Here is a 21,348-nt window from a genome sequence, read left to right as displayed (position 1 = left end):
CGGTCGTGCGGTTGCCGCTGAGCGTGGACCGCACCAGCCCGGTGCCGCTCTGGTTCCAGCTCTCGCAGCAGCTGGAGGCGGCCGTCGAGCGCGGCACCCTCACCCCGGGCAGCCTGCTCGGCAACGAGATCGACCTGGCCGGTCGGCTCGGCCTGTCGCGTCCCACCGTCCGCCAGGCCATCCAGGCCCTGGTCGACAAGGGCCTGCTCGTGCGCCGCCGCGGCGTCGGCACCCAGGTGGTGCACAGCCAGGTCAAGCGCCCGCTGGAGCTCAGCAGCCTGTACGACGACCTCGAGGCGGCCGGCCAGCGCCCCGCCACCGTCGTCCTGGCGAACCGCGTCGAACCCGCCACCGCCGAGGTGGCCGCCGCCCTCGGCGTACCGGAGGGCAGTGACGTCCGCTTCCTGGAGCGGCTGCGGTACGCGCACGACGAGCCCATGGCGCGGCTGCGCAACCACCTGCCCGCCGGGCTGCTGGACCTCGACGGCGCGCCGCTGGAGGAGACCGGGCTGTACCGGATGATGCGCGGCGCGGGCATCACCCTGCACAGCGCCCGCCAGTCGGTCGGGGCGCGCGCGGCGACGGACGCGGAGGCCGGGCTGCTGGGCGAGGAGGCGGGCGCGCCGCTGCTGACGATGGAGCGCACCACCTTCGACGACACCGGCCGGCCCGTGGAGTTCGGCTCGCACGTCTACCGGGCGTCCCGCTACGCCTTCGAGTTCCAGCTCCTCGTCCGGCCCTGAGGAGCCCGGCCGCGGCACCCTTGCGTACGTCATCGCGTAAGAATGTCCGGACAAAACCTTGACGGTTCCGCGTCGCCGCCGTAGAAACGCACCCAGCCGCAACCGGGCGGCGCGGGAGCAAAGGCGGACGACCACGATGCGTACCACCCGCACGGCGCCAGCGGCCCTGCCGGCCGCGGCCGCCCTCACCGTCACCCCCGCCGCACGCGGCGGCTCCGGCGGCAGGCCCGTCCTCAGCGGCCCCGCCCTGGTCGCGGGGAAGGACGTGCCCGCGCTGGAGGAACCGACCGCCCGCGGTACCCGATGAGCGGGCCCCACCAGGCCATGACCGATACTTGGCCGGTCGGGATGGGCCGATATGCCCCCCGGCCGCATCGGACGGAACAAGCACACCAAGAGGGGCGCGGCGTCGTGGCAAGGGTTCGGACAGGGGTACGCGCACTGCGCGCGGTACTGGTGACGGTGCTCGGAGCCTCCCTCGCGGGAGCCCTCGTGGGGTGCAGCGCCACCGGGGGCAAGCGCGCCGAGGACGCCCGCAAGGCGGCCGCGGCCCAGGGGCGGGCGGCGGTGAACACCCCGAAGTGGACCATCGCCATGGTCACCCACTCCGGCGACGGCGACACCTTCTGGGACATCGTCCAGAACGGCGCCAAGCAGGCCGCCGTCAAGGACAACATCAACTTCCTCTACGCCCACAGCGACGAGGGGCAGCAGCAGGCCCAGCTCGTCGACTCGTACGTCGACAAGAAGGTCGACGGCCTGATCGTCACCCTCGCCAAGCCCGACGCCATGAAGGCGTCCGTCGCCCGGGCCGTCAAGGCCGGCATCCCCGTCATCACCGTCAACTCGGGCTCCGAGCAGTCCCGGGCCGTCGGCGCCCTCGCCCACATCGGGCAGGACGAGACCATCGCGGGCGAAGCCGTCGGCGACGAGCTCGACCGGCGCGGCCGCAAGAAGGCCCTGTGCGTCCTGCACGAGCAGGGCAACGTCGGCCACGAGCAGCGCTGCGCCGGAGTGAGGAAGACCTTCGGCGGCGACCTGCAGAACCTCTACGTGGACGGCACCAACATGCCCGACGTCCAGGCGTCCATCGAGGCCAAGCTCCAGTCCGACCCGTCCCTCGACGCCGTCGTGACCCTCGGCGCGCCCTTCGCGGACGCCGCCGTCCAGGCCAGGAAGAGCGCCGGATCCGACGCCGAGGTCGACACCTTCGACCTCAACGCCAAGGTCGCCGCCGGACTGACCGCCGGCGACCTCGGCTTCGCCGTCGACCAGCAGCCCTACCTCCAGGGCTACGAGGCCGTCGACCTGCTGTGGCTCTACCGCTACAACGCCGACGTGCTCGGCGGCGGCCGGCCCGTCCTCACCGGCCCGCAGATCATCACGCGGCAGGATGCCGCACGCCTCGCGGACTACACGGAGCGGGGAACCCGATGACGGCGACCGCACCACCCGTACCGGGCAGGGACGACACCCCCGGCGACGAGCGGCTGCTGCGCACCTCGCCGCTGCGCCGGCTGCTCGGCCGCCCAGAGCTCGGCTCGGTCGTCGGCGCCGCCGCCGTCTTCCTCTTCTTCGCCGTCGTGGCCGACAGCTTCCTGCGCGCCGCCAGCTTCGGCACGGTCCTGTACGCGGCCTCCACCATCGGCATCATGGCGGTCCCCGTCGCGCTGCTGATGATCGGCGGCGAGTTCGACCTGTCGGCCGGCGTGCTGGTGACCAGCTCCGCGCTGGTCTCCTCGATGGTCAGCTACCAGATGACCGCGAACGTCTGGGTCGGCGTCCTCGTGTCCCTCCTGGTGACCCTCGCCATCGGCGTCTTCAACGGCGTCCTGCTCACCCGTACCGAACTGCCCAGCTTCATCATCACGCTCGGCACGTTCCTGATGCTCACCGGCCTCAACCTCGGCCTGACCAAACTGATCAGCGGCACCGTCTCCACCAAGACCATCGCCGACATGGAGGGCTTCTCCTCCGCCCGCGCCCTGTTCGCCTCCCAGCTCACCATCGGCGGTGTCGACCTCAAGGTCACCATCCTGTGGTGGTTCGCCCTCGTCGCCCTCGCCACCTGGATCCTGCTGCGCACCCGCTTCGGCAACTGGATCTTCGCCGTGGGCGGCGGCGCCGCCGCCGCCCGCGCGGTGGGCGTCCCGGTCCGCACCACCAGGATCGGCCTCTACATGGGCGTGGCCTTCTGCGCCTGGGTGTCCGGACAGCACCTCCTCTTCTCGTTCGACGTCGTCCAGTCCGGCGAGGGCGTCGGCAACGAGTTGATCTACATCATCGCCGCGGTGATCGGCGGATGCCTGATCACCGGCGGGTACGGCTCGGCCATCGGCTCGGCGGTCGGCGCGTTCATCTTCGGCATGACCAGCAAGGGCATCGTGTACGCCGAGTGGAACCCGGACTGGTTCAAGTTCTTCCTCGGGGCGATGCTCCTCCTCGCGACCCTGCTCAACGCCTGGGTCCGCAAGCGTGCGGAGGCGACCAAGTGACGGCACTGGTGGAGCTCGACAACGTCAGCAAGTACTACGGCAACGTCCGCGCCCTGGAGGGCGTCTCCCTGGAGGTCCACGCGGGCCGGATCTCCTGCGTCCTGGGCGACAACGGCGCCGGCAAGTCCACCCTCATCAAGATCATCGCCGGGCTGCACACCCACGACGGCGGCACCCTGCGCATCGACGGCGAGGACACCACCCTCGCCTCCCCGCGGGAGGCGCTGGACCGTGGCATCGCCACCGTCTACCAGGACCTGGCCGTCGTCCCGCTCATGCCGGTCTGGCGGAACTTCTTCCTCGGCTCCGAGCCCACCAAGGGCGCCGGCCCCTTCAAACGCCTCGACGTCGGCCTCATGCGCGCCACCACCCGCTCCGAGCTGCTGCGCATGGGGATCGACCTGCGCGACGTGGACCAGCCCATCGGCACCCTGTCGGGCGGCGAACGCCAGTGCGTCGCCATCGCCCGCGCGGTGTACTTCGGCGCCAAGGTCCTCGTCCTGGACGAGCCGACCGCGGCGCTCGGCGTCAAGCAGTCCGGGGTCGTCCTCAAGTACGTGGCGGCCGCGCGCGACGCCGGACTCGGCGTGGTCCTCATCACGCACAACCCCCACCACGCGTACCTGGTGGGCGACAGGTTCGTCCTGCTCAAGCGGGGAGTGATGGCCGGCAGCCACACCAGGGACTCCGTCACCCTGGACGAGCTCACCCGCCAGATGGCGGGCGGCAGCGAGCTGGAGGACCTGCGCCACGAGCTGGCGCGCTCCCCCCAGGCCCCGCCGCGCGCCGCCGGGGACGCCGCCCCGCCGGGCCGGCCCTGAGACGGCGGGGCCCGGCCCGCGTGGCCGCCGGGCGGCCACGCCGCACCGCCGCCCCTCCCGCCGCCCTGGCAGAATCGAGGGCGGCGGGCGCCGTCCGCCGCCGGGAGAGCCCCCCACGCACCGCCCGGCCCCCCACCCCCTCAGGGACGACAGGACACCGTGAGCACGTACCGCGACCTCGCCCTTCCCCGAGCTCTCGGAGCCCGGGCAGGGGGGACCCCGAGCGGCTCCGCCCGCGCCACCGTGCTGCGTACCGTCTCCGCCCGCGAGCGGCGCTCCCACCTGACCGCCCCCCGCGTCCCGACCGTCGGCATCGACATCGGCGGTACGAAGGTGATGGCGGGCGTCGTCGACGCCGACGGCAACGTCCTGGAGAAGATCAAGACCGAGACGCCGGACAAGTCCAAGAGCCCCAAGGTCGTCGAGGACACCATCGCCGAGCTGGTCCTGGACCTCTCCGACCGGCACGACGTGCACGCCGTCGGCATCGGGGCGGCCGGCTGGGTCGACGCCGACCGCAGCCGCGTCCTCTTCGCGCCCCACCTCGCCTGGCGCAACGAGCCCCTGCGCGACGCCCTCCAGGCCCGCCTCGCCGTCCCCGTCATGGTCGACAACGACGCCAACACCGCCGCCTGGGCCGAGTGGCGCTTCGGAGCGGGACGGGGCGAGGACCACCTCGTCATGATCACGCTCGGGACCGGCATCGGCGGCGCGATCCTGGAGGAGGGCCGCGTCAAGCGCGGCAAGTACGGCGTCGCCGGCGAGTTCGGGCACATGCAGGTGGTGCCCGGCGGCCACCGCTGCCCCTGCGGCAACCGCGGCTGCTGGGAGCAGTACAGCTCCGGCAACGCCCTGGTCCGCGAGGCACGCGAACTCGCCGCCGCGGACTCGCCGGTCGCGTACAACATCATCGACCGGGTGAAGGGCTCCATCCCCGACATCACCGGACCGCTCATCACCGAGCTCGCCCGCGAGGGCGACGCCATGTGCGTGGAGCTCTTCCAGGACATCGGCCAGTGGCTCGGCGTCGGCATCGCCAACCTGGCCGCCGCGCTCGACCCCTCGTGCTTCGTCGTCGGCGGCGGTGTCAGCGCCGCCGACGACCTGCTCATCGGCCCCGCCCGGGACGCCTTCCGCCGCCACCTCACCGGCCGCGGATACCGCCCCGAGGCCCGGATCGCCAAGGCCCAGCTCGGCCCCGAGGCGGGCATGGTCGGCGCCGCCGACCTCGCCCGGCTCGTCGCGCGCCGCTTCCGCCGCGCCAACCGCCGGCGGCTCGAACGCTACGAGCGCTACGAGCGGTACGCCCTGGCCATCCGCGTCGGCGGCAGCGGCCGCACCCCCCGCACCCCCCAGGAACCGCAGTCATGACCGTGCTCCACCAGCCCACGCCCCCTCCGATGCCCGCGCCCGCACCCGGGCCCGGCTCCGGACCCGGCTCCGGCGAGGACCGGCGGCACATGATCCACCGCCGCTGGTTCACCGCGGTCGTCATCGCGCTGCTCATCGGCATCCCGGCCGGATACCTGGTCATCTCCGCCGAGCAGAGCCGGGACAGCGGCCGCGACAAGCAGGCGGAGTCCTCCGCCACCGGTCTGAAGGAGGCGTGGCCGTCGAAGATGAAGCGCCGCGTCTTCGAGGTGCCGATCCCGGCGAAGTCCACCGGCGTCGCGTACTTCGAGACCAGCAACTGGAAGTCGAGCCGGCTGTACGTGCAGTTCACGACGGACGCCTCCGGGCTCGACGACTTCCTGCACGACATCGGCAGCAGCCGGTCCCGGCTGGAGCCCGGCGAGATCACGATCAGCGAGCGGGACGCCCGTACGGCCGGCTGGACGTGGCCCGAGGCGCACGACTGGGCGGGCACCACCCACCGGCAGCCCGAGCCGCGCCCCACCCGCGACATCACCGTCGACCTCACCGATCCGGCCACCCCGCGCGTGTTCGTCGTCTCCACCGCGACCCCGTGACCGGCGCGCGGCCCGGCGCTGACTACCCTGGAGCGAGTGAGTGACACCCAGACGCCGACGCCGCAGCCGCCCCTGACGCCGGGACACCCGATGCCGGCGCCCCTGACGCCCGGGGCCCTCGTGCCGGAGCACCCGGCGCCCGACCCGGACGGCGCGCCGAAGACGCTCCAGTACCGGTTCGACGGCCCCGACGACGCACCCGTCCTCATCCTGGGCCCCTCGCTCGGCACCACCTGGCACATGTGGGACCGGCAGATACCCGAGCTCACCCGGCAGTGGCGGGTCCTCCGCTTCGACCTGCCCGGCCACGGCGGCGCCCCCGCCGACCCCGCGGCCGCCGTCGGGGACCTCGCCGACCGGCTGCTCGCCACCCTCGACCGGCTCGGCGTCCACCGCTTCGGCTACGCGGGCTGCTCCATCGGCGGCGCCATCGGCACCGACCTCGCCCTGCGCGCCCCGCACCGCCTCGCCTCCCTCGCCCTGGTCGCCTCCTCGCCCCGGTTCGGCACCGCCGACGAGTTCCGCCGGCGCGGCGTGATCGTCCGCACCAACGGCCTCGACCCGATGGCCCGCACCGCGCCCGAGCGCTGGTTCACCCCCGGGTTCGCCGCCGCCCAGCCCGCCATCGTCGACTGGGCCGTGCAGATGGTGCGCACCACCGATCCGGGCTGCTACGTCGCCGCCTGCGAGGCGCTCGCCGCCTTCGACGTACGGGCCGAGCTCGGCCGCGTCGGTGTCCCCACCCTCGTCCTGGTCGGCTCGGAGGACCGCGTCACCGGGCCCGCCGAGGCGCGCACGCTGGTCGCGGGCATCCCGGACGCCCGCCTCGCGGTGGTGCCCGGCGCCTCGCACCTGGCGCCCGTCGAGCAGCCCGCCGCCGTCACCGACCTGCTCGTCCGCCACTTCTCGACCTCGTGGCAGGCCGCGCCGGACTCGACGGCCGGCCTGGCCGCCCTCGCGGCGCCGCCCGTCATGCCGGCGATCGCCGCTCCCGCCGCGCACGCCGTACCGCCGCACGCACCCCACGCGGCCGTTGCGCACCACGCCGCGCCCGCCCCGCACCCGGGCCCGGTCGCGCCGTCCGCGCCCGTTCCGGCCGCGGCCGCCGTACCCGCACCCGCGCCGGCCCCGGCCGCCATGGCCGGGCCGGTGGCGCAGCCGGCCGTGCCGGAAGCGGCCGCGCCGGCCGGACGGCCCGACCCGTACGACGCCGGGATGAAGGTGCGCCGCGCGGTGCTCGGCGACGCGCACGTGGACCGGGCCACGGCCGAGGCCGACGACTTCACCCGCGACTTCCAGGAGCTGATCACCCGCTACGCCTGGGGTGAGGTGTGGACCCGGGAGGGCCTCGACCGCCGCACCCGCAGCGTCGTCACCCTCACCGCGCTGGTCGCCGGCGGCCACCGGGAGGAGCTCGCCTTCCACACGCGCGCCGCCCTGCGCAACGGGCTGTCGCCCGCGGAGATCATGGAGGTGCTCCTCCAGACCGCCGTCTACTGCGGCGTCCCGGCGGCCAACTCCGCCTTCAGGGTGGCCCAGCAGGTGATCCGCGAGGAGACCACGCCGCCCGAGGCGTGAGAGGTGCCACGTCGTGGCGGCGCGGACCCGCGCCCAGGAGGGAGGATGCCCCCATGAAACTGACCAAGAAGTCCCACGCCTGCGTCCGGCTGGAGAAGGACGGACAGACCCTCGTCATCGACCCGGGCGGTTTCAGCGAGCACGACGCCGCCCTGGGCGCCGACGCCATCCTCGTCACCCACGAACACCCCGACCACTTCGACGAGGACCGCCTGCGGGCGGCCCTGGAGGCGAACCCCGGTGCCGGGATCTGGACCCTGCGCAGTGTGGCGGAGCAGATCTCGGCAGCCTTCCCCGGCCGCGTCCACACCGTCGGCCACGGCGACACCTTCACCGCGGCCGGCTTCGACGTCGAGGTCCACGGCGAACTGCACGCCGTGATCCATCCGGACATCCCGCGGATCACCAACATCGGCTTCCTGGTCGAGGACTCCGTCTTCCACCCCGGCGACGCCCTCACCCTGCCCGGCCGGCCGGTCGAGACGCTGATGCTCCCCGTCATGGCGCCCTGGAACAAGATCTCCGAGGTCATCGACTACGTCCGCGAGGTGGCACCGCAGCGCGCCATCGACATCCACGACGCGCTCCTCACCGATCTGGCCCGGCCGATCTACGACCGCCAGATCGGCGCCCTCGGCGGTACGGTGCACGGCCGGCTGGCCCCGGGCGACGCCACCGACCTGTGACGACCCCGCCGGCTGTCACACCCCCCGGTTAGGCTTGCGGACATGCGCATCGCCACCTGGAACGTCAATTCGATCACCGCCCGGCTGCCGCGGCTGCTGGCCTGGCTGGAGAGCAGCGGCACGGACGTGCTGTGCATCCAGGAGACCAAGTGCACCGCGGAGCAGTTCCCCACCGACGAGCTGCGCGAGCTCGGCTACGCATCGTCGGTGCACGCCACCGGCCGGTGGAACGGCGTGGCCCTGGTCTCGAGGGTGGGCCTGGAGGATGTCGTCCACGGCCTGCCCGGCGGACCGGAGTACGAGGGCGTGGCCGAGCCCCGGGCGATCTCCGGCACCTGCGGCCCGGTCCGCGTCTGGTCGGTGTACGTGCCCAACGGCCGCGAGGTCGCCCACGACCACTACGCGTACAAGCTGCGCTGGCTGGAGGCGCTGCAGGCGGCGGTCGCCGAGGACGCGGCGGGCCCGCGCCCCTTCGCGGTCCTCGGCGACTACAACATCGCGCCGACGGACGACGACGTCTTCGACGCCGCGGCGTTCGAGGGCTCCACACACGTCACCGCGCCCGAGCGCGCCGCGCTCGCCGGCCTGCGGGAGACCGGCCTCAGCGATGTGGTCCCGCGCCCCCTCAAGTACGACCACCCCTTCACGTACTGGGACTACCGCCAGCTCTGCTTCCCGAAGAACCGCGGGATGCGGATCGACCTGGTGTACGGCAACAAGCCGTTCGCCGACGCGGTCAAGGACAGCTACGTCGACCGCGAGGAGCGCAAGGGCAAGGGCGCGTCCGACCACGCGCCGGTCGTCGTCGACCTCGACGTCTAGCAGGCGGCGGGGCGGCCGTTCTCGCGCGCCCTGTAGTGCGCCCGGCGGTTCGGTGCCACGCTGGGCGGTATGAACATCCCCTTCCTGGACGCCTGGCGCAAGCGCAACGCCGACGAGCGGGCCCGTACCGCCGTCGGCGGGGAGAGCGGGAGCGACCCGGAGGGCGTGGCGGACATGCTCGCCGAGTGCGACCTGCTGCGCGCCAGGGTCCAGGAGTTCGGGGTGCGGCTCGACGACACCCCGCGCTCGTTGGAGGCCATCGACCAGCTTCCGCCGCGCTGGCGCGACGACCCGGAGGAACTGCCCTGGCTCGGCAATGACGCGGGCCTGTACCTCGGTACGGTCATCGTACGGACGGTGCCGGGCGCGTCGTGGTACCTGACGCCGGGCGGCCACCCCGTCGTCCGGCTCGCCTCCGGCCGGGAGCTGCACGTCGTGGAGGCCGGTCTGGACTGGGCGATGAGCGGTTCCCCCGAGCTCTCCCAGGTCTACGCGGAAGCCGCAGAGGGCTAGGACATCCCCTGGCGCACCCTGATTTCGGTAAATACGGCTTATGCCTCCTTTATGCGTGTCGACGGTAATAAGTCCCTTTTGGGGATGGATAGTTTGCGCTGACCTCGACACAGCGAGCATGGGGCAGGGCAGCGTATGGCCGTCGATCCGTTGATCGAACTACGGAACGTCAACAAGTACTACGGGCAGCTGCACGTCCTGCAGGACATCGATCTCGCCGTCGGCCGCGGCGAGGTGGTGGTCGTCATCGGCCCGTCCGGCTCGGGCAAGTCCACCCTCTGCCGGACCATCAACCGGCTGGAGACCATCGAGTCGGGGACGATCACGGTCGACGGTGCGGAACTCCCCGCGGAGGGCAAGGCCCTGGCCCGCCTGCGCGCCGATGTCGGCATGGTCTTCCAGTCGTTCAACCTCTTCGCCCACCGGACCGCGCTGGACAACCTCTCCCTCGCCCCGATGAAGGTCCGCAAGCGCGGCAGGGAGGAGGCCGACCGGCGCTCCCGGGAGCTGCTGGACCGCGTCGGCCTGGCCGCCCACGCCGACAAGTACCCGGCGCAGCTCTCCGGTGGCCAGCAGCAGCGGGTGGCCATCGCCCGCGCCCTCGCCATGGACCCCAAGGTGATGCTCTTCGACGAGCCGACCTCCGCGCTCGACCCCGAAATGATCAATGAGGTGCTGGAGGTCATGCAGCAGCTCGCCCGCGACGGCATGACCATGGTCGTCGTCACCCACGAGATGGGCTTCGCCCGCTCCGCCGCCAACCGCGTCGTCTTCATGTCCGACGGCCGGATCGTCGAGGACCGCACACCCGAGAAGTTCTTCACCAGCCCGCGCAGCGAGCGCGCCAGGGACTTCCTCTCCAAGATCCTCAAGCACTGACAGGGGCGTGCGGACCGATGATGCGTACCCGACGAGCCCTCACGGCCTGCGCGCTGGCGCTGCTCGCCGTCGCGGGCACCGCCTGCGGCAAGGACGGCAGCCCGCCCGTCAAGGGCCCGCAGCCCGGTGCCCTTCCCGTCTACCGGGTGGCGAAGGACTTCCGGCTGCCCGGCTCCCCGACCTGGAACCGCGCCCAGCGCCGCGGCCGGCTGATCGTCGGTGCCAAGGAGGACCAGCCCTACCTGGGGGAGAAGGAGCCGGCCACCGGCCGGTACTTCGGCTTCGACATCGAGATCGCCCGGATGACCGCCGCGTACCTCGGCTTCGACCCGGCCGGCATCGAGTTCCGGACCATCGCGTCCGCCAACCGCGAGACGGCCCTGCAGAACGGCCAGGTCGACTACTACGTCGGCACCTACACCATCAACGACAACCGCAAGAAGCTCGTCGGCTTCGCGGGCCCCTACTACCTGGCCGGTCAGTCGCTCCTGGTCCGCACCGACGAGGACGACATCAAGGGCCCGCAGGACCTGGCCGGCAAGCGCGTCTGCTCCGCCGCCGGCTCCACCCCCTACCAGCGCATCGCCGCCGAGTACCCCGGGGCCGAACTGGTCGCGTACGACACCTACGCGGTCTGCGTGGACAACCTGCTGACCTACCAGGTCGACGCCGTCACCACCGACGACACCATCCTCCTGGGCTTCGCGGCGAAGGTGCCCGACGAGCTCCGGGTGGTCGGCGAGCCCTTCTCGCAGGAGCCGTACGGCATCGGCGTACCGCGCTCCGACAACGTCCTGCGCTTCGCCCTCGACGACGCCCTGGAGGCCAACGAGAAGAACGGCAACTGGAAGAAGGCGTACGACGCCACGCTCGGCCTGTCGGGCGTACCGGCTCCTGAGCCACCCCCCATCGACCGCTACCCGGCGACCTGAGGAGGCGCTTCATGGACGTCCTGACAGACAACTGGTCGGTCTACGGCGAGGGCTTCCTCGGCACCGTCGAGCTGACCGTCTACTCCTCGCTGCTCGCCCTGGTGCTCGGCTTCCTCATGGCGTCGTTCCGCGTGGCACCCGTCCGCGCGCTGCGCGCCTTCGGCACGGTGTGGGTGACCGTCCTGCGCAACACCCCTCTCACCCTGCTGTTCTTCGCCGTTCTGCTGGGTCTGCCGCGCTTCGGCCTGGTCCTGCCCTTCCAGGTCTTCGCGGTCCTCGCGCTCGGCTGCTACACCTCCGCCTTCATCTGCGAGGCGCTGCGCTCCGGCATCAACACCGTGCCGGCCGGGCAGGGCGAGGCGGCCCGCAGCCTGGGCATGACCTTCGGCCAGACCCTGGGCAGCATCGTGCTGCCGCAGGCCTTCCGCTCCGTCATCCCGCCCGTCGGCTCCACCCTGATCGCCCTCGCCAAGAACTCCGCGATCGCCGGCGCGTTCAGCGTCACCGAGCTCCTCGGCACCTACCGGACCCTCAACGAACTGGGCTACAGCATCATCTGGACCTTCATCTGGATCGCCCTCGGATACCTGATCATCACCCTCACCATCAGCCTGCTCTTCCACGGGCTGGAGCGGCGCCGGGGAGTCGCCCGATGACGACCACCGCCCTGTACGACATCCCCGGCCCCCGGGCCCGCAGACGGCACCTGACCTACGGCCTCCTCGCGACCGCCGTGATCGCGGTCCTCGCCGGCTGGGTGCTGTACCTCCTGTTCGACACCGGGCAGTTCACCTACGCCAAGTGGAACCCCTTCGCGTACGAGGGGATCCAGGAGCTGCTGCTGCGTGGCCTCGGCAACACGCTCAAGGCGTTCGCGCTCGCGGCCGTCCTCTCCCTCGCGCTCGGCGCGGTCCTCGCCCTCGGGCGGCTGTCCGAGCACCGGGTCCTGCGCTGGGCCGCCACCCTGGTGGTCGAGTTCTTCCGCGCCATGCCCGTGCTGGTGATGATCTTCTTCATCTTCGTGGCGCTCCAGGTGCAGCCGCTGCCCGCGCTGGTCGCCGGACTGACCCTCTACAACGGCTCCGTGCTCGCCGAGGTCTTCCGCGCGGGGGTCGGCTCCGTCGAGCGCGGGCAGCGGGAGGCCGCCTACTCGCTGGGCATGCGCAAGACGCAGGTCATGCGCCACGTCCTGGTGCCTCAGGGCGTGCGCGCCATGCTCCCCGCGATCATCAGCCAGCTGGTGGTCGCCCTCAAGGACACCTCGCTCGGCTTCCTCGTCACGTACGAGGAGTTCCTCCACGCGGGCAAGCTGATCGCGTCGAACCTCGACTACGATCTGCCGTTCATCCCGGTGGTACTGGTGATCTCTCCGATCTACATCGGGATGTGCATGCTCCTGTCCTGGTTCGCCACCTGGGTGGCCAGGAAAGAGCGGCGCAGTCCCAGGACCGGGGGCCTGCAGGTCGCGCCGGCCGAACCAGGGACGCTGCTGCCGGGCGGGGGCCCTCCAACGGCCCCCAAGCCCTAGGGAGCAGTGCACGCAGGGCCATGCCCGCCCGGCAGCGGCCGGAGATCACTCCTCGCGCAGCGGTACCGACACGTACGACGGGTCGGACGACGGCGAGGAGAAGGTCAGCCGCGCGCCGGACGGGTTGTGCTCGATGTAGAGCGGGTCGACGGTGTCGACGACCAGGGCGAGGCGGTGGCCGGCCGGGACGTCGTAGGCGGTGGAGAACAGCTCCAGGTCCACGGCGAAGGGCTGTCCGGGTGCCTTGTCGTGGAAGGTGTACGGCGCGTGGCTGACCAGCTTGCCGAGGCCGAGCGGGCCCACGTCGTAGAGGTACGCGACGAGGGTGCCGCTCGGCTTCGTGCTGGTGACGGTGGTGTGCAGCTTCGCCGTCCCGCGGACGTGCCGGGCGGAGGCGTACCGCTCCGACTGCCAGACGGCGGCGAAGGAGCGGGGGAGGAGCGGGACGGACGCCATCGGGGGCAGTTTCAGGAACTGGTCGAGGGTGTTGGAGAGCATCACGATGCCGCCGTTGGCGCCCGAGTCGACGTTCGCGTACACCTTGCGGCTGTCCGGCAGGGCGATCCTGCGCTCGGCCGCGCCGACCGACCTCCAGTCCGGGTAGCCCTCGTAGCCGCCGGTGGTACGGGACTTCAGCTGGACCGGCTGCTCGCGGTCGATGCCGTTGTCGGCGCCCTTGAGGTGGTGGTCGAACCAGCGGTGGGCGTTGGTCCAGGTGTCGTTGGGCAGCCCGAGCAGACCGGTGGCCTCGGCGGTGGCGTGGTCGCCGGGGCGGAACTCCAGGCGCTTGGGGCCCTTGAGCTTCTCGTAGAAGGAGGCGTACTGGTTGGGCGGGAAGATGGTGTCGCCCCAGGCGTTGCCCAGCATCACCGCGGCGCCGTTGGCGTTGATGCGGTCAAGGTGTGCGGCGGGGGAGCGCTTAGCCCCCCAGGCCATCATCTCCTGCTCCTTGGAGAGGTCCGAGGCGAGGAAGTCCTCGAGGGTCCGCTGGAGTTCGGCGCTCGGGCGGCCGGTGAGCCGGCCTGCGCCGCCGAGCAGTGCGGCGGCCTGGAGGTGCTGCGTACGGCCGCTGTAGATCGACTCGATCAGGTCGGCCCAGCCGCTCATGGCCACCACGGCCTTGATCCGCTTGTCGTGCCCGGCGGCCAGCAGGCTGATGCCGGCGCCGTAGCTGACGCCCGCCATGCCGACGCGCTCCGGGTCGGCGGGGGTGTGGGCCAGCGCCCAGTCGATGACCTTGGAGGCGTCGGCGACGTCCGGCGGGCCCGCCACCTCGATGTGCCCCCCGGACTGCCAGAAGCCCCGCGAGTTGTAGCTGACCACCACGTAGCCGGCGTCGGCGAGCTTCTTCGCCTGGGCCAGGTATTCGGCCTGGGGCATGGCCCAGCTGGTGGGCAGCACGATCACCGGGTAGCGCCGGCCCTCCTCGGCGCCCGCGGGCGTGACCACGTTGGCCTTGAGGACCGTGCCGCCGTCCCCGGCGATGTCGACGAACCGTATACCGGGCGGCGCCGCGGTCGCGGCGGGTGCGGCCGCCGCCGCGGGGGCGGCCGCCAGGGCCGTCCCGGCCAGCAGTGCGGCCGAGACGGCGCCGGTCGTCGTCGTACGCAGGGCGGTGCGCGGCTTTCCCACGGTTCGATCCCCCATCGCTGATCAACACTTGAAAGGTGAACCGAAGGAAAGCACGGATGCCTTACCGCAGGTAACCCATCGGTAAGTTACGCGGCGGTAACGATTATTGGACGTCGTGTCAGCGACCGCGGCCGCAACGGGTGGGACAGGAGTGACGGACGGGTCAGCGCAGGGCGCTCTTCGCCTGCCAGTCCGCCCAGGACACGTTCCAGTCGCCGTAGCCGTTGTTCAGCGCCTGCGTGCCCTTGGTGTCGGCCCCCTCGACCTCGAACGGGTCGCCCACCTGCACCTGCTCGTAGACCCACTTGGCGTCGGCGTCGGTCATGCCGATGCAGCCCGAACTCCGGTTGGCGCTGCCCATGTACCGGGCGTTCCAGGGCGCGGCGTGCGCGTACATCCCCGACCAGGTCAGCCGCATCGAGTAGTCCACCATCTTGTCGTACGCGTCACCGAGACCCACCGTCTCGGAACGCATGTTGATGGTGCCCTCCTTCGACATCAGCACGGTCCTGCCGCGCCACGACGCCTTGTCGCCGCCCGGCGTGCCGCCCGACACCGGGACGTCCTTCACGACCGCGCCGTCGCGCAGCAGCTTCAGGCGGTGGGTGTCCAGGTCCACCTTGACGAGCTGGTTCCTGCCGACCGTGAACCCCGTCGTGTAGTCGCGGACGAACCAGCCGCCCGCCTCGCCGCTGTCGATGCCGTTCAGCTCGGCCTTGAGCGTGACCTTGGTGCCGGACTGCCAGTACTTCTCGGGGCGCCAGTCCACCCGGTCCTTGCCCGACCAGTCCTGCATCCACCCCCAGGAGCCGGTCGTGCTGTTCGACGTCGTCACCTTCAGGTGCTTCTCCACCTCGGCCTTGTTCTTCACCGGGTGGTCGAACACGATCGACAGCGGCTGGCCGATGCCGACGGTGGTGTTCTTGCCGGGGGCCAGCGTGAGCTTGTTGACCTTGCCGGGGGCGGCGGTCGCGAAGTCCGCCCGCGCGGTACCGCCCTGGTCGTCCCGGGCCTCGACCGTGTAGCTCGTGCCCGGGGCCGCCTTGCGCGCCGAGGTCCAGGTCCGCCCGTCCGCCGAGACCGCGCCGGCGAGCGTCGCGCCGTCGGAACCGGTCACCGTCACCTGCTTCAGGGTGCCCTCGGCCAGGGTGACCCGGACCGGCTCGCCCGCCGCGGCCTGCTTGCCGGACAGGTTCACCGAGATCCGCGTCGCGGGCTTCGCGCCGCGGCCGTCCTCCTCGTCGGCGCCCGCGGCCCCCGGACCGCCCGAGCAGGCGGTGAGGGCGGCCGCGGCGAGAACCGCCGTGCCGGCCAGGGCGGCGGTACGGAAGGGGCTGCGCGGGCGGGTGCGGCGGGGCAGGCTCAACGGGAAATCCTCCGATGCGATCTTTCGTCCCCGAGTGAGAGGGGGATCGCGGGCGCCGGGTTGCCTCAAAACGGAGAATTCCCGGCCCGGCCGGAGATACCGAGCCGGCGGACTACACCGCCGCGCGCTCCGCCGGCGCCTCCGGCGCCGCAGTACTCGCAGCCGGCACAGGCCGCGCCGAGTGTGCCGGGCACGGCTCCGGCTGCCTGGCGAAACCATGGGGGTGAAACATGGCATCGCGTTCAAGGTCGTACACGCGCCCTGGCGCGGACCCCACGGGCCGCTTCCGGCCCGTGCCCACCTCCGAGCAGACTGCACGCGCAGAGGAGATCCTGCGGGCGCTGGCGCCCGCACGGCCGGAGGACATCAGGCGGCCTGACAGCTGATGGGGCGACTTCCGGGAGCGGCAGCAGGCCCCCGCGGGTCTTGTGTGGGTCTCGAGTGCAGACGCTCAGCCGCTCCGTAGCGCGGGGGTTACCGGCAAAGAGCCGTTGCCCCCGCTTTCGCATGCTGGGCAGCACAGAACATCCTCTTCCGGCGGGCCTCGGCGTCGATGGTCGCCGGGATCCGTGGCAGCCACAAGACCCGCATTCTGCTGATGGCCTTGGTGAACATGCGTGTCCCCACCCCGACGTTCTCCACCGACAACGACCAGGACACCGCGGCTTCACGGCTCCTGGCCATCGCCAGCCGGATCGTGGTGGACATCGCTTCCGACATCGGCCACGACACCGAAGACGAGTGGGGCTCCCTGTGGGACCTCATCGTCCCCGTCTGCCTGTGTGGCCTGAAGGCCATTCCCGCCTGCCGCTGGTGCGGCCAGGCGGTACAGCACCCGTGCCCCAAGCACGACCCCGGGGCGCAGACCCACAGCTGCCGCACGGCGGCATAGATCCTGCCCTTGCGGGGCGGGACGGAGGGATCATGCAGGACGGAGCAGCACCGCACGGAGAAAAGGCGAGCCAGTGGCTCCGGGAGCACTTCGCGGGGGAGAGTGATCCGGAAATACAGGTGAGTTTCACGTGGCGCGATGAGGAGCCGGACCCCGTCGCGTATCGGCGGGTGCTGGAGATCCTCTTTCGGCCCCGAGCCGACAGTGGCACGTCCTAGGATTGCCGCCAGATATGAGTGACCCCGGCAGCGTGGGCGCGCTGACCGGGGTCTATTGCCAGTCGCGGAAGGACTGACATGACCAAGACTCTCATGTCCGCCATCAACGTGGCGGACCGGCGGGTTACGACACTGCGGGCGGTGGACTACCTGCGGGTGTCTACCGAGGAGCAGGTCGACGGCTACGGCATTGCGTACACCGGCAAGGCCACGGCCCGCTACATCCAGCGCAAGGGTTGGGCGCACGTTGACACGTACGCTGATGAAGGGCTGAGCGGAAGCCTGGAGGCGCGTGACCGACCGGACCTCAAGCGGCTGATGGCCGACGCGCAGAAGTCTCCGCGGCCGTTCGACATGGTGGTTGTCAACGAGGGTCGCGTCATCGGCCGCACCGGCCGGGCTTTCTGGCGCTGGGTCTGGGAGCTGGAAGACCTTGGCGTGTACGTCGCCGTCGTCAAGAAGGACTACGACAACTCGACGCCCGCTGGCCGGTCGCAGATGCGGAAGGACGCGGACTTCGCCGAGGAGGAGCGCGAGCTGATCCGCGGGCGCACCCAGGGCGGCATCCAGGAGAAGGCAACGGAGGGGGGCTACGTCGGCGGCGCTGTGCCCTTCGGCTGGGAGGTTGTCGACGGGCGTTTCAGCGTGTCCGCTTCCGAATCGAAGACGCTTCGGCGAGGACGGGATCTCTACCTCGGATACCGAAGCTGGTCGGCTGTTGCGCTGTTGCTCAACAGCGAGAACCTCTTCACCAAGACCGGCAAGCCCTGGACGAAGAAGAACATTCGATGCCGCCTGCTTGGTGATGCGGTGCTGAACAACCGCATCGTCTGGCGGGGAATGCGAGCTGCCCGCAACGCGGACGGCACGCTGACGTACGGCGAACAGGTCATCATCCCGTTGCCGCCCATCTTCACACCCGAGGAGGTTGCGGAACTCAAAGCCGCTGCGGCGGAAGAGCCCAGGACCGCTCCCAAGGGGAGCCGGGTTTATCTGCTCTCCGGTGGCCGGCTCGTCAGCCCGTGCGGCAGCACGTATCGGGGCCACAATCAGCACCCCGGTTCGTACGTCTACCGCTGCAAGAGGCGGGAAGAGGAGTACGCGGGTGCTGGCGGGACATGCGACTGCCCTCCGCTGGACGTGGATGTTGTTGACAAGCAGGTCTGGAAGGACGTGCGCCGCACGCTCGGTGACGCCGAGCAGATGAAGGCCATGGCGCAGGACTGGGTGAAGGAAGCCACGTCGGAGCACGTCGATTACGTCGGTCGCATTGCCGCCCTTGACCAGCAGATCGCCGAGCAGCGCCAAACCCTCAACGTGACAATGGCCGTGGCTGCGAGGCAGGCCATTAAGCAGGGGTTGTCCGAGGAGGAGGCTGAAGCCTCCGTGGAGCGCACGCTGAAGCCCTTGAACCAAGAGCTGGAAGACCTGGAGAAGCTGCGCCGTGAGGCGCTCGCCTGGCAGCGCGACGCGGCGAAAGCGGGGGAGAGGGCGCGCGATTTCGAGCGGCTGGCCGAGGCGGCCCGAGCCAGCATGGGAGACATGACGGCAGCGGAAAGGGATGAGCTTTTTCAGGCTGCTGGATTGATCGCCAAAGTGGTGGACTCCGGCGAACGCCGATTTGGAGTGCCTTGCATGGTGACCGCGTGGTTTCACGAGAATGGACGACTCGTGCCCACGCTCACCGATGAGCGCGGGGAGCGCATTGCACATTTGGTGCAGCCCCGCCGATCTGACGCTAAGTACGACCGGCGAATGGTGGTGGAAGCTCTTCTTCACAAGGCTCGTACGGGTCTGAAGTACAGGGACCTGCCCGCCGAGTACGGCAAGCCGGACACCCTCCAGACGACCGCGAACCGCTGGCTCAAGAGGGGCGTCTGGAGCCAGATGATGGACTTGCTGAGGGATGCGCCTGGGCAGCCGGCCTGGAGGCCGGACCCCATCCGCGTGGAGGTCAGCCTTAAGCCGCTGGCTATTGAGTCCAAGCTAGGTAACGAAGACTGCGCCGGTTGGAGTACGGGCCCCCCAGGCAGAACTCCGTACGCTCGCCGAAGCCCTGATGCGCCACGTCGTGCTGCACGATCCGCGCGTGCGCGCCGCAGTCCTTGATGAGCGCCGCCAGTTCGAGCAGCGCGAACACGTCGAAGCGGTGCACCGCGCCCTCGGAGCCCGCCTCGCGGTTCACGACCAGCAGGCACTCCGCGTTCCCCGGCAGTCCGAAGAAGGCCTGCTGACGGCGGAGCCTGCGGCGCCACAGGGCCGTGCGGGCCAGCCAGCCGAGCGCGGCGCTGACCCCGGTGGCTATCACGCCGAGCGCGATGTTGAGCAGGTCTTCATACATGGGCGCGCATGGTAGCGCCACCGTGTCCCCGGGGGTCCTGGCAAGGGGTCCGCCCTGAAGTTAGGCTCGCCGGACGGTCGTTGACTGGAGGTACGGATGCGTCGCTCCACAGTACGGAACACCTCGCTCGCCGCCGTCGCCGCGACGGTTCTCTCGGTGGGCGCCGCGGCGCCACCCGCCGCCCCCGCCACCGCCCCTCCCGCCGCACCGGCCAAGTCCCCGGTCGCCGTCGGGTACGGCGGAGCCGTCGCCAGCGTCGACCCCGACGCGTCTGCCGCCGGCATCGAGGTGCTGCGGCGCGGCGGCAACGCGGTGGACGCGGCCGTGGCCACCGCCGCGGCGCTCGGCGTCACCGAACCGTACTCGGCGGGCATCGGCGGGGGCGGCTACTTCGTCCACTACGACGCCAGGACCCGCACCGTCCGCACCATCGACGGTCGCGAGACCGCGCCGCGCTCCGCCGACGCGTCCCTGTTCCTCGACGACGACGGCACACCCCTGCCGTTCGAGGAGGGCATGACCAGCGGCCTGAGCGTCGGCACCCCGGGCACCCCCGCCACCTGGGAAGCCGCCCTCGACGCCTGGGGCACCAAGTCCCTCCCGGAGCTGCTGGCACCCGCCGAACGGCTGGCCCGCGACGGCTTCACCGTCGACGCCACCTTCCGCGCGCAGACCGCCGCCAACGAGGCCCGGTTCCGCGACTTCCCCGCCTCCGCGCAGCTCTTCCTGCCGGGCGGCCGGCTCCCCGAGGTCGGCTCGGTGTTCAAGAACCCCGACCTGGCCCGGACGTACGGCAAACTGCGCCGCCACGGCACCAAGGTGCTCTACCGGGGCGAGGTCGCCCGCGACATCGTCCGTACGGTCCAGGACCCCCCGGTGCGCGACGGCGCCACCCGGACCGTCCGGGCCGGTGACCTGAAGATGCGTGACCTGGCGGCGTACGAGACGGTGTGGCGCAAGCCCACGAAGGTCGCGTACCGCGGCCTGGACGTCTACGGCATGGCGCCCTCCTCGTCGGGCGGCACCACCGTGGGCGAGGCCCTGAACATCCTGGAGCGCACCGACCTCTCACCGGCGCGCACGTCGCAGGAGCGCTACCTGCACCGGTTCATCGAGGCGAGCCGCGTCGCCTTCGCCGACCGCGGGCGCTGGGTCGGCGACCCGGCCTTCGAGGACGTACCGGTCAAGGGCCTGCTGTCGCAGCGGTTCGCCGACGCGCGCGCGTGCCTCATCCGCGACGACGCCGTGCTGACCAGCCCGCTCGCGCCCGGCGACCCCCGTCACCCGGCGCCGTGCGCGGCCGGCGCGGCGGCCGCCCCCACGACGTACGAGGGCGAGAACACCACCCACCTGACGACGTCCGACAAATGGGGCAACGTCGTCGCCTACACCCTCACGATCGAGTCGACCGGCGGCAGCGGGATCACCGTGCCCGGGCGGGGCTTCCTGCTCAACAACGAGCTGACCGACTTCTCCTTCGCCCCGGCGAACCCGGCGGTGCACGACCCGAACCTGCCCGGCCCCGGCAAGCGGCCCCGCTCGTCGATGTCCCCCACGATCGTCCTCGACCGCCACGACCGCCCGGTCCTGGCGCTCGGCTCGCCGGGCGGCGCCACCATCGTCACCACGGTCCTGCAGACCCTGACCGGGGTGGTGGACCGCAAGCTGCCGCTGGTCGAAGCCATCGCCGCGCCCCGCGCCAGCCAGCGCAACCAGACCACGACGGAACTCGAACCGGCGCTGTACGGCAGCGGCCTGCGCACCGCTCTCGAAGCCCTGGGCCACCGCTTCCGCGAGAACCCGGAGATCGGCGCGGCCACCGGCGTCCAGCGGCTGCCCGACGGCCGCTGGCTCGCCGCCGCGGAGAAGACCCGCCGCGGTGGCGGCTCCGCGATGGTGGTGCGCCCGGCGGGCTGAGCCCGGCCCGCCGGG

At 71.5% G+C, this 21,348-nt stretch carries 19 protein-coding genes and 2 pseudogenes; 18 read left to right on the top strand and 3 right to left on the bottom strand.

The annotated features are described in order from the left end of the window. Positions 1 to 23: 23 nt before the first annotated feature. From ACIA79_RS02990 to ACIA79_RS02920, 15 genes are all read left to right on the top strand, one after another. Positions 24 to 743, top strand: a complete 720-nt coding sequence (locus ACIA79_RS02990) for a GntR family transcriptional regulator (RefSeq protein ID WP_399426740.1) — start codon at positions 24 to 26, stop codon at positions 741 to 743. 136 nt (positions 744 to 879) lie between these two features. After that, positions 880 to 1,050: a hypothetical protein gene (locus ACIA79_RS02985; protein WP_399426361.1), complete on the top strand. Its 171-nt coding sequence runs from the start codon at positions 880 to 882 to the stop codon at positions 1,048 to 1,050. A 104-nt stretch (positions 1,051 to 1,154) separates the two neighbouring features. Continuing rightward, entirely contained in the window at positions 1,155 to 2,180 is a 1,026-nt protein-coding gene (locus ACIA79_RS02980; RefSeq protein WP_399426360.1) for a sugar ABC transporter substrate-binding protein, read from the top strand. Next, a complete protein-coding gene (locus tag ACIA79_RS02975; RefSeq protein WP_399426359.1) occupies positions 2,177 to 3,238 on the top strand; it encodes an ABC transporter permease in 1,062 nt (353 codons plus the stop codon). Before ACIA79_RS02980 ends, ACIA79_RS02975 begins: the two co-directional genes overlap by 4 nt. Continuing rightward, complete coding sequence (locus ACIA79_RS02970) at positions 3,235 to 4,059, top strand: ATP-binding cassette domain-containing protein (protein ID WP_399426358.1); 825 nt, start codon at positions 3,235 to 3,237, stop codon at positions 4,057 to 4,059. Before ACIA79_RS02975 ends, ACIA79_RS02970 begins: the two co-directional genes overlap by 4 nt. A 159-nt stretch (positions 4,060 to 4,218) precedes the next feature. Next, positions 4,219 to 5,430, top strand: coding sequence for an ROK family glucokinase (locus ACIA79_RS02965; protein WP_399426357.1), 1,212 nt, complete (start codon positions 4,219 to 4,221; stop codon positions 5,428 to 5,430). Further along, on the top strand, positions 5,427 to 6,029 hold the full coding sequence (locus tag ACIA79_RS02960) for a hypothetical protein (RefSeq protein WP_399426356.1): 603 nt from the start codon (positions 5,427 to 5,429) through the stop codon (positions 6,027 to 6,029). Before ACIA79_RS02965 ends, ACIA79_RS02960 begins: the two co-directional genes overlap by 4 nt. A 90-nt stretch (positions 6,030 to 6,119) precedes the next feature. Further along, the gene (gene pcaC, locus ACIA79_RS02955; RefSeq protein WP_399426739.1) at positions 6,120 to 7,607 is read left to right on the top strand and encodes a 4-carboxymuconolactone decarboxylase; all 1,488 of its coding nucleotides are present in this window, start codon (positions 6,120 to 6,122) and stop codon (positions 7,605 to 7,607) included. Positions 7,608 to 7,660: 53 nt separating this feature from the next. Beyond that, on the top strand, positions 7,661 to 8,293 hold the full coding sequence (locus tag ACIA79_RS02950) for an MBL fold metallo-hydrolase (RefSeq protein WP_399426355.1): 633 nt from the start codon (positions 7,661 to 7,663) through the stop codon (positions 8,291 to 8,293). A 42-nt stretch (positions 8,294 to 8,335) separates the two neighbouring features. Then, a complete protein-coding gene (locus ACIA79_RS02945) occupies positions 8,336 to 9,115 on the top strand; it encodes an exodeoxyribonuclease III (protein WP_399426354.1) in 780 nt (259 codons plus the stop codon). A 69-nt stretch (positions 9,116 to 9,184) separates the two neighbouring features. After that, positions 9,185 to 9,628, top strand: a complete 444-nt coding sequence (locus ACIA79_RS02940) for a DUF6278 family protein (RefSeq protein WP_399426352.1) — start codon at positions 9,185 to 9,187, stop codon at positions 9,626 to 9,628. 135 nt (positions 9,629 to 9,763) lie between these two features. Then, the gene (locus tag ACIA79_RS02935; RefSeq protein WP_399426351.1) at positions 9,764 to 10,507 is read left to right on the top strand and encodes an amino acid ABC transporter ATP-binding protein; all 744 of its coding nucleotides are present in this window, start codon (positions 9,764 to 9,766) and stop codon (positions 10,505 to 10,507) included. Between the two features lie 20 nt (positions 10,508 to 10,527). Beyond that, a complete protein-coding gene (locus tag ACIA79_RS02930) occupies positions 10,528 to 11,439 on the top strand; it encodes a glutamate ABC transporter substrate-binding protein (protein ID WP_399426738.1) in 912 nt (303 codons plus the stop codon). 11 nt (positions 11,440 to 11,450) lie between these two features. Continuing rightward, on the top strand, positions 11,451 to 12,095 hold the full coding sequence (locus tag ACIA79_RS02925; protein WP_399426350.1) for an amino acid ABC transporter permease: 645 nt from the start codon (positions 11,451 to 11,453) through the stop codon (positions 12,093 to 12,095). Beyond that, on the top strand, positions 12,092 to 12,967 hold the full coding sequence (locus tag ACIA79_RS02920; RefSeq protein WP_399426349.1) for an amino acid ABC transporter permease: 876 nt from the start codon (positions 12,092 to 12,094) through the stop codon (positions 12,965 to 12,967). The genes ACIA79_RS02925 and ACIA79_RS02920 overlap by 4 nt, the downstream gene beginning before the upstream one ends. Before the next feature lie 45 nt (positions 12,968 to 13,012). On the opposite strand, the gene ACIA79_RS02915 is transcribed toward ACIA79_RS02920, so the two are convergent. Next, the gene (locus tag ACIA79_RS02915; RefSeq protein WP_399426348.1) at positions 13,013 to 14,614 is read right to left on the bottom strand and encodes an alpha/beta fold hydrolase; all 1,602 of its coding nucleotides are present in this window, start codon (positions 14,612 to 14,614) and stop codon (positions 13,013 to 13,015) included. Positions 14,615 to 14,762: 148 nt separating this feature from the next. Continuing rightward, positions 14,763 to 15,965, bottom strand: a complete 1,203-nt coding sequence (locus ACIA79_RS02910) for an Ig-like domain-containing protein (RefSeq protein ID WP_399426347.1) — start codon at positions 15,963 to 15,965, stop codon at positions 14,763 to 14,765. Positions 15,966 to 16,563: 598 nt separating this feature from the next. Here ACIA79_RS02910 and ACIA79_RS02905 point away from each other — a divergent pair. Then, complete coding sequence (locus ACIA79_RS02905) at positions 16,564 to 16,857, top strand: hypothetical protein (RefSeq protein WP_399426346.1); 294 nt, start codon at positions 16,564 to 16,566, stop codon at positions 16,855 to 16,857. A gap of 296 nt (positions 16,858 to 17,153) precedes the next feature. After that, positions 17,154 to 18,956 (top strand): annotated as a pseudogene (locus ACIA79_RS02900) (recombinase family protein); the annotation flags it as partial. Between the two features lie 106 nt (positions 18,957 to 19,062). Here ACIA79_RS02900 and ACIA79_RS02895 read toward each other — a convergent pair. After that, positions 19,063 to 19,416: pseudogene (locus ACIA79_RS02895) on the bottom strand (hypothetical protein); the annotation flags it as partial. Between the two features lie 96 nt (positions 19,417 to 19,512). Here ACIA79_RS02895 and ggt point away from each other — a divergent pair. Further along, positions 19,513 to 21,333, top strand: coding sequence for a gamma-glutamyltransferase (gene ggt, locus ACIA79_RS02890; RefSeq protein ID WP_399426345.1), 1,821 nt, complete (start codon positions 19,513 to 19,515; stop codon positions 21,331 to 21,333). The last annotated feature ends 15 nt before the right edge of the window (positions 21,334 to 21,348 follow it).

Origin of the sequence: Streptomyces sp. NPDC051310, assembly GCF_044455245.1 — a bacterium.
Lineage (GTDB): Bacteria > Actinomycetota > Actinomycetes > Streptomycetales > Streptomycetaceae > Streptomyces.
The sequence above is the reverse complement of the archived record's forward strand: the minus strand, read 5'-3'. Positions and strand labels throughout refer to the sequence as shown.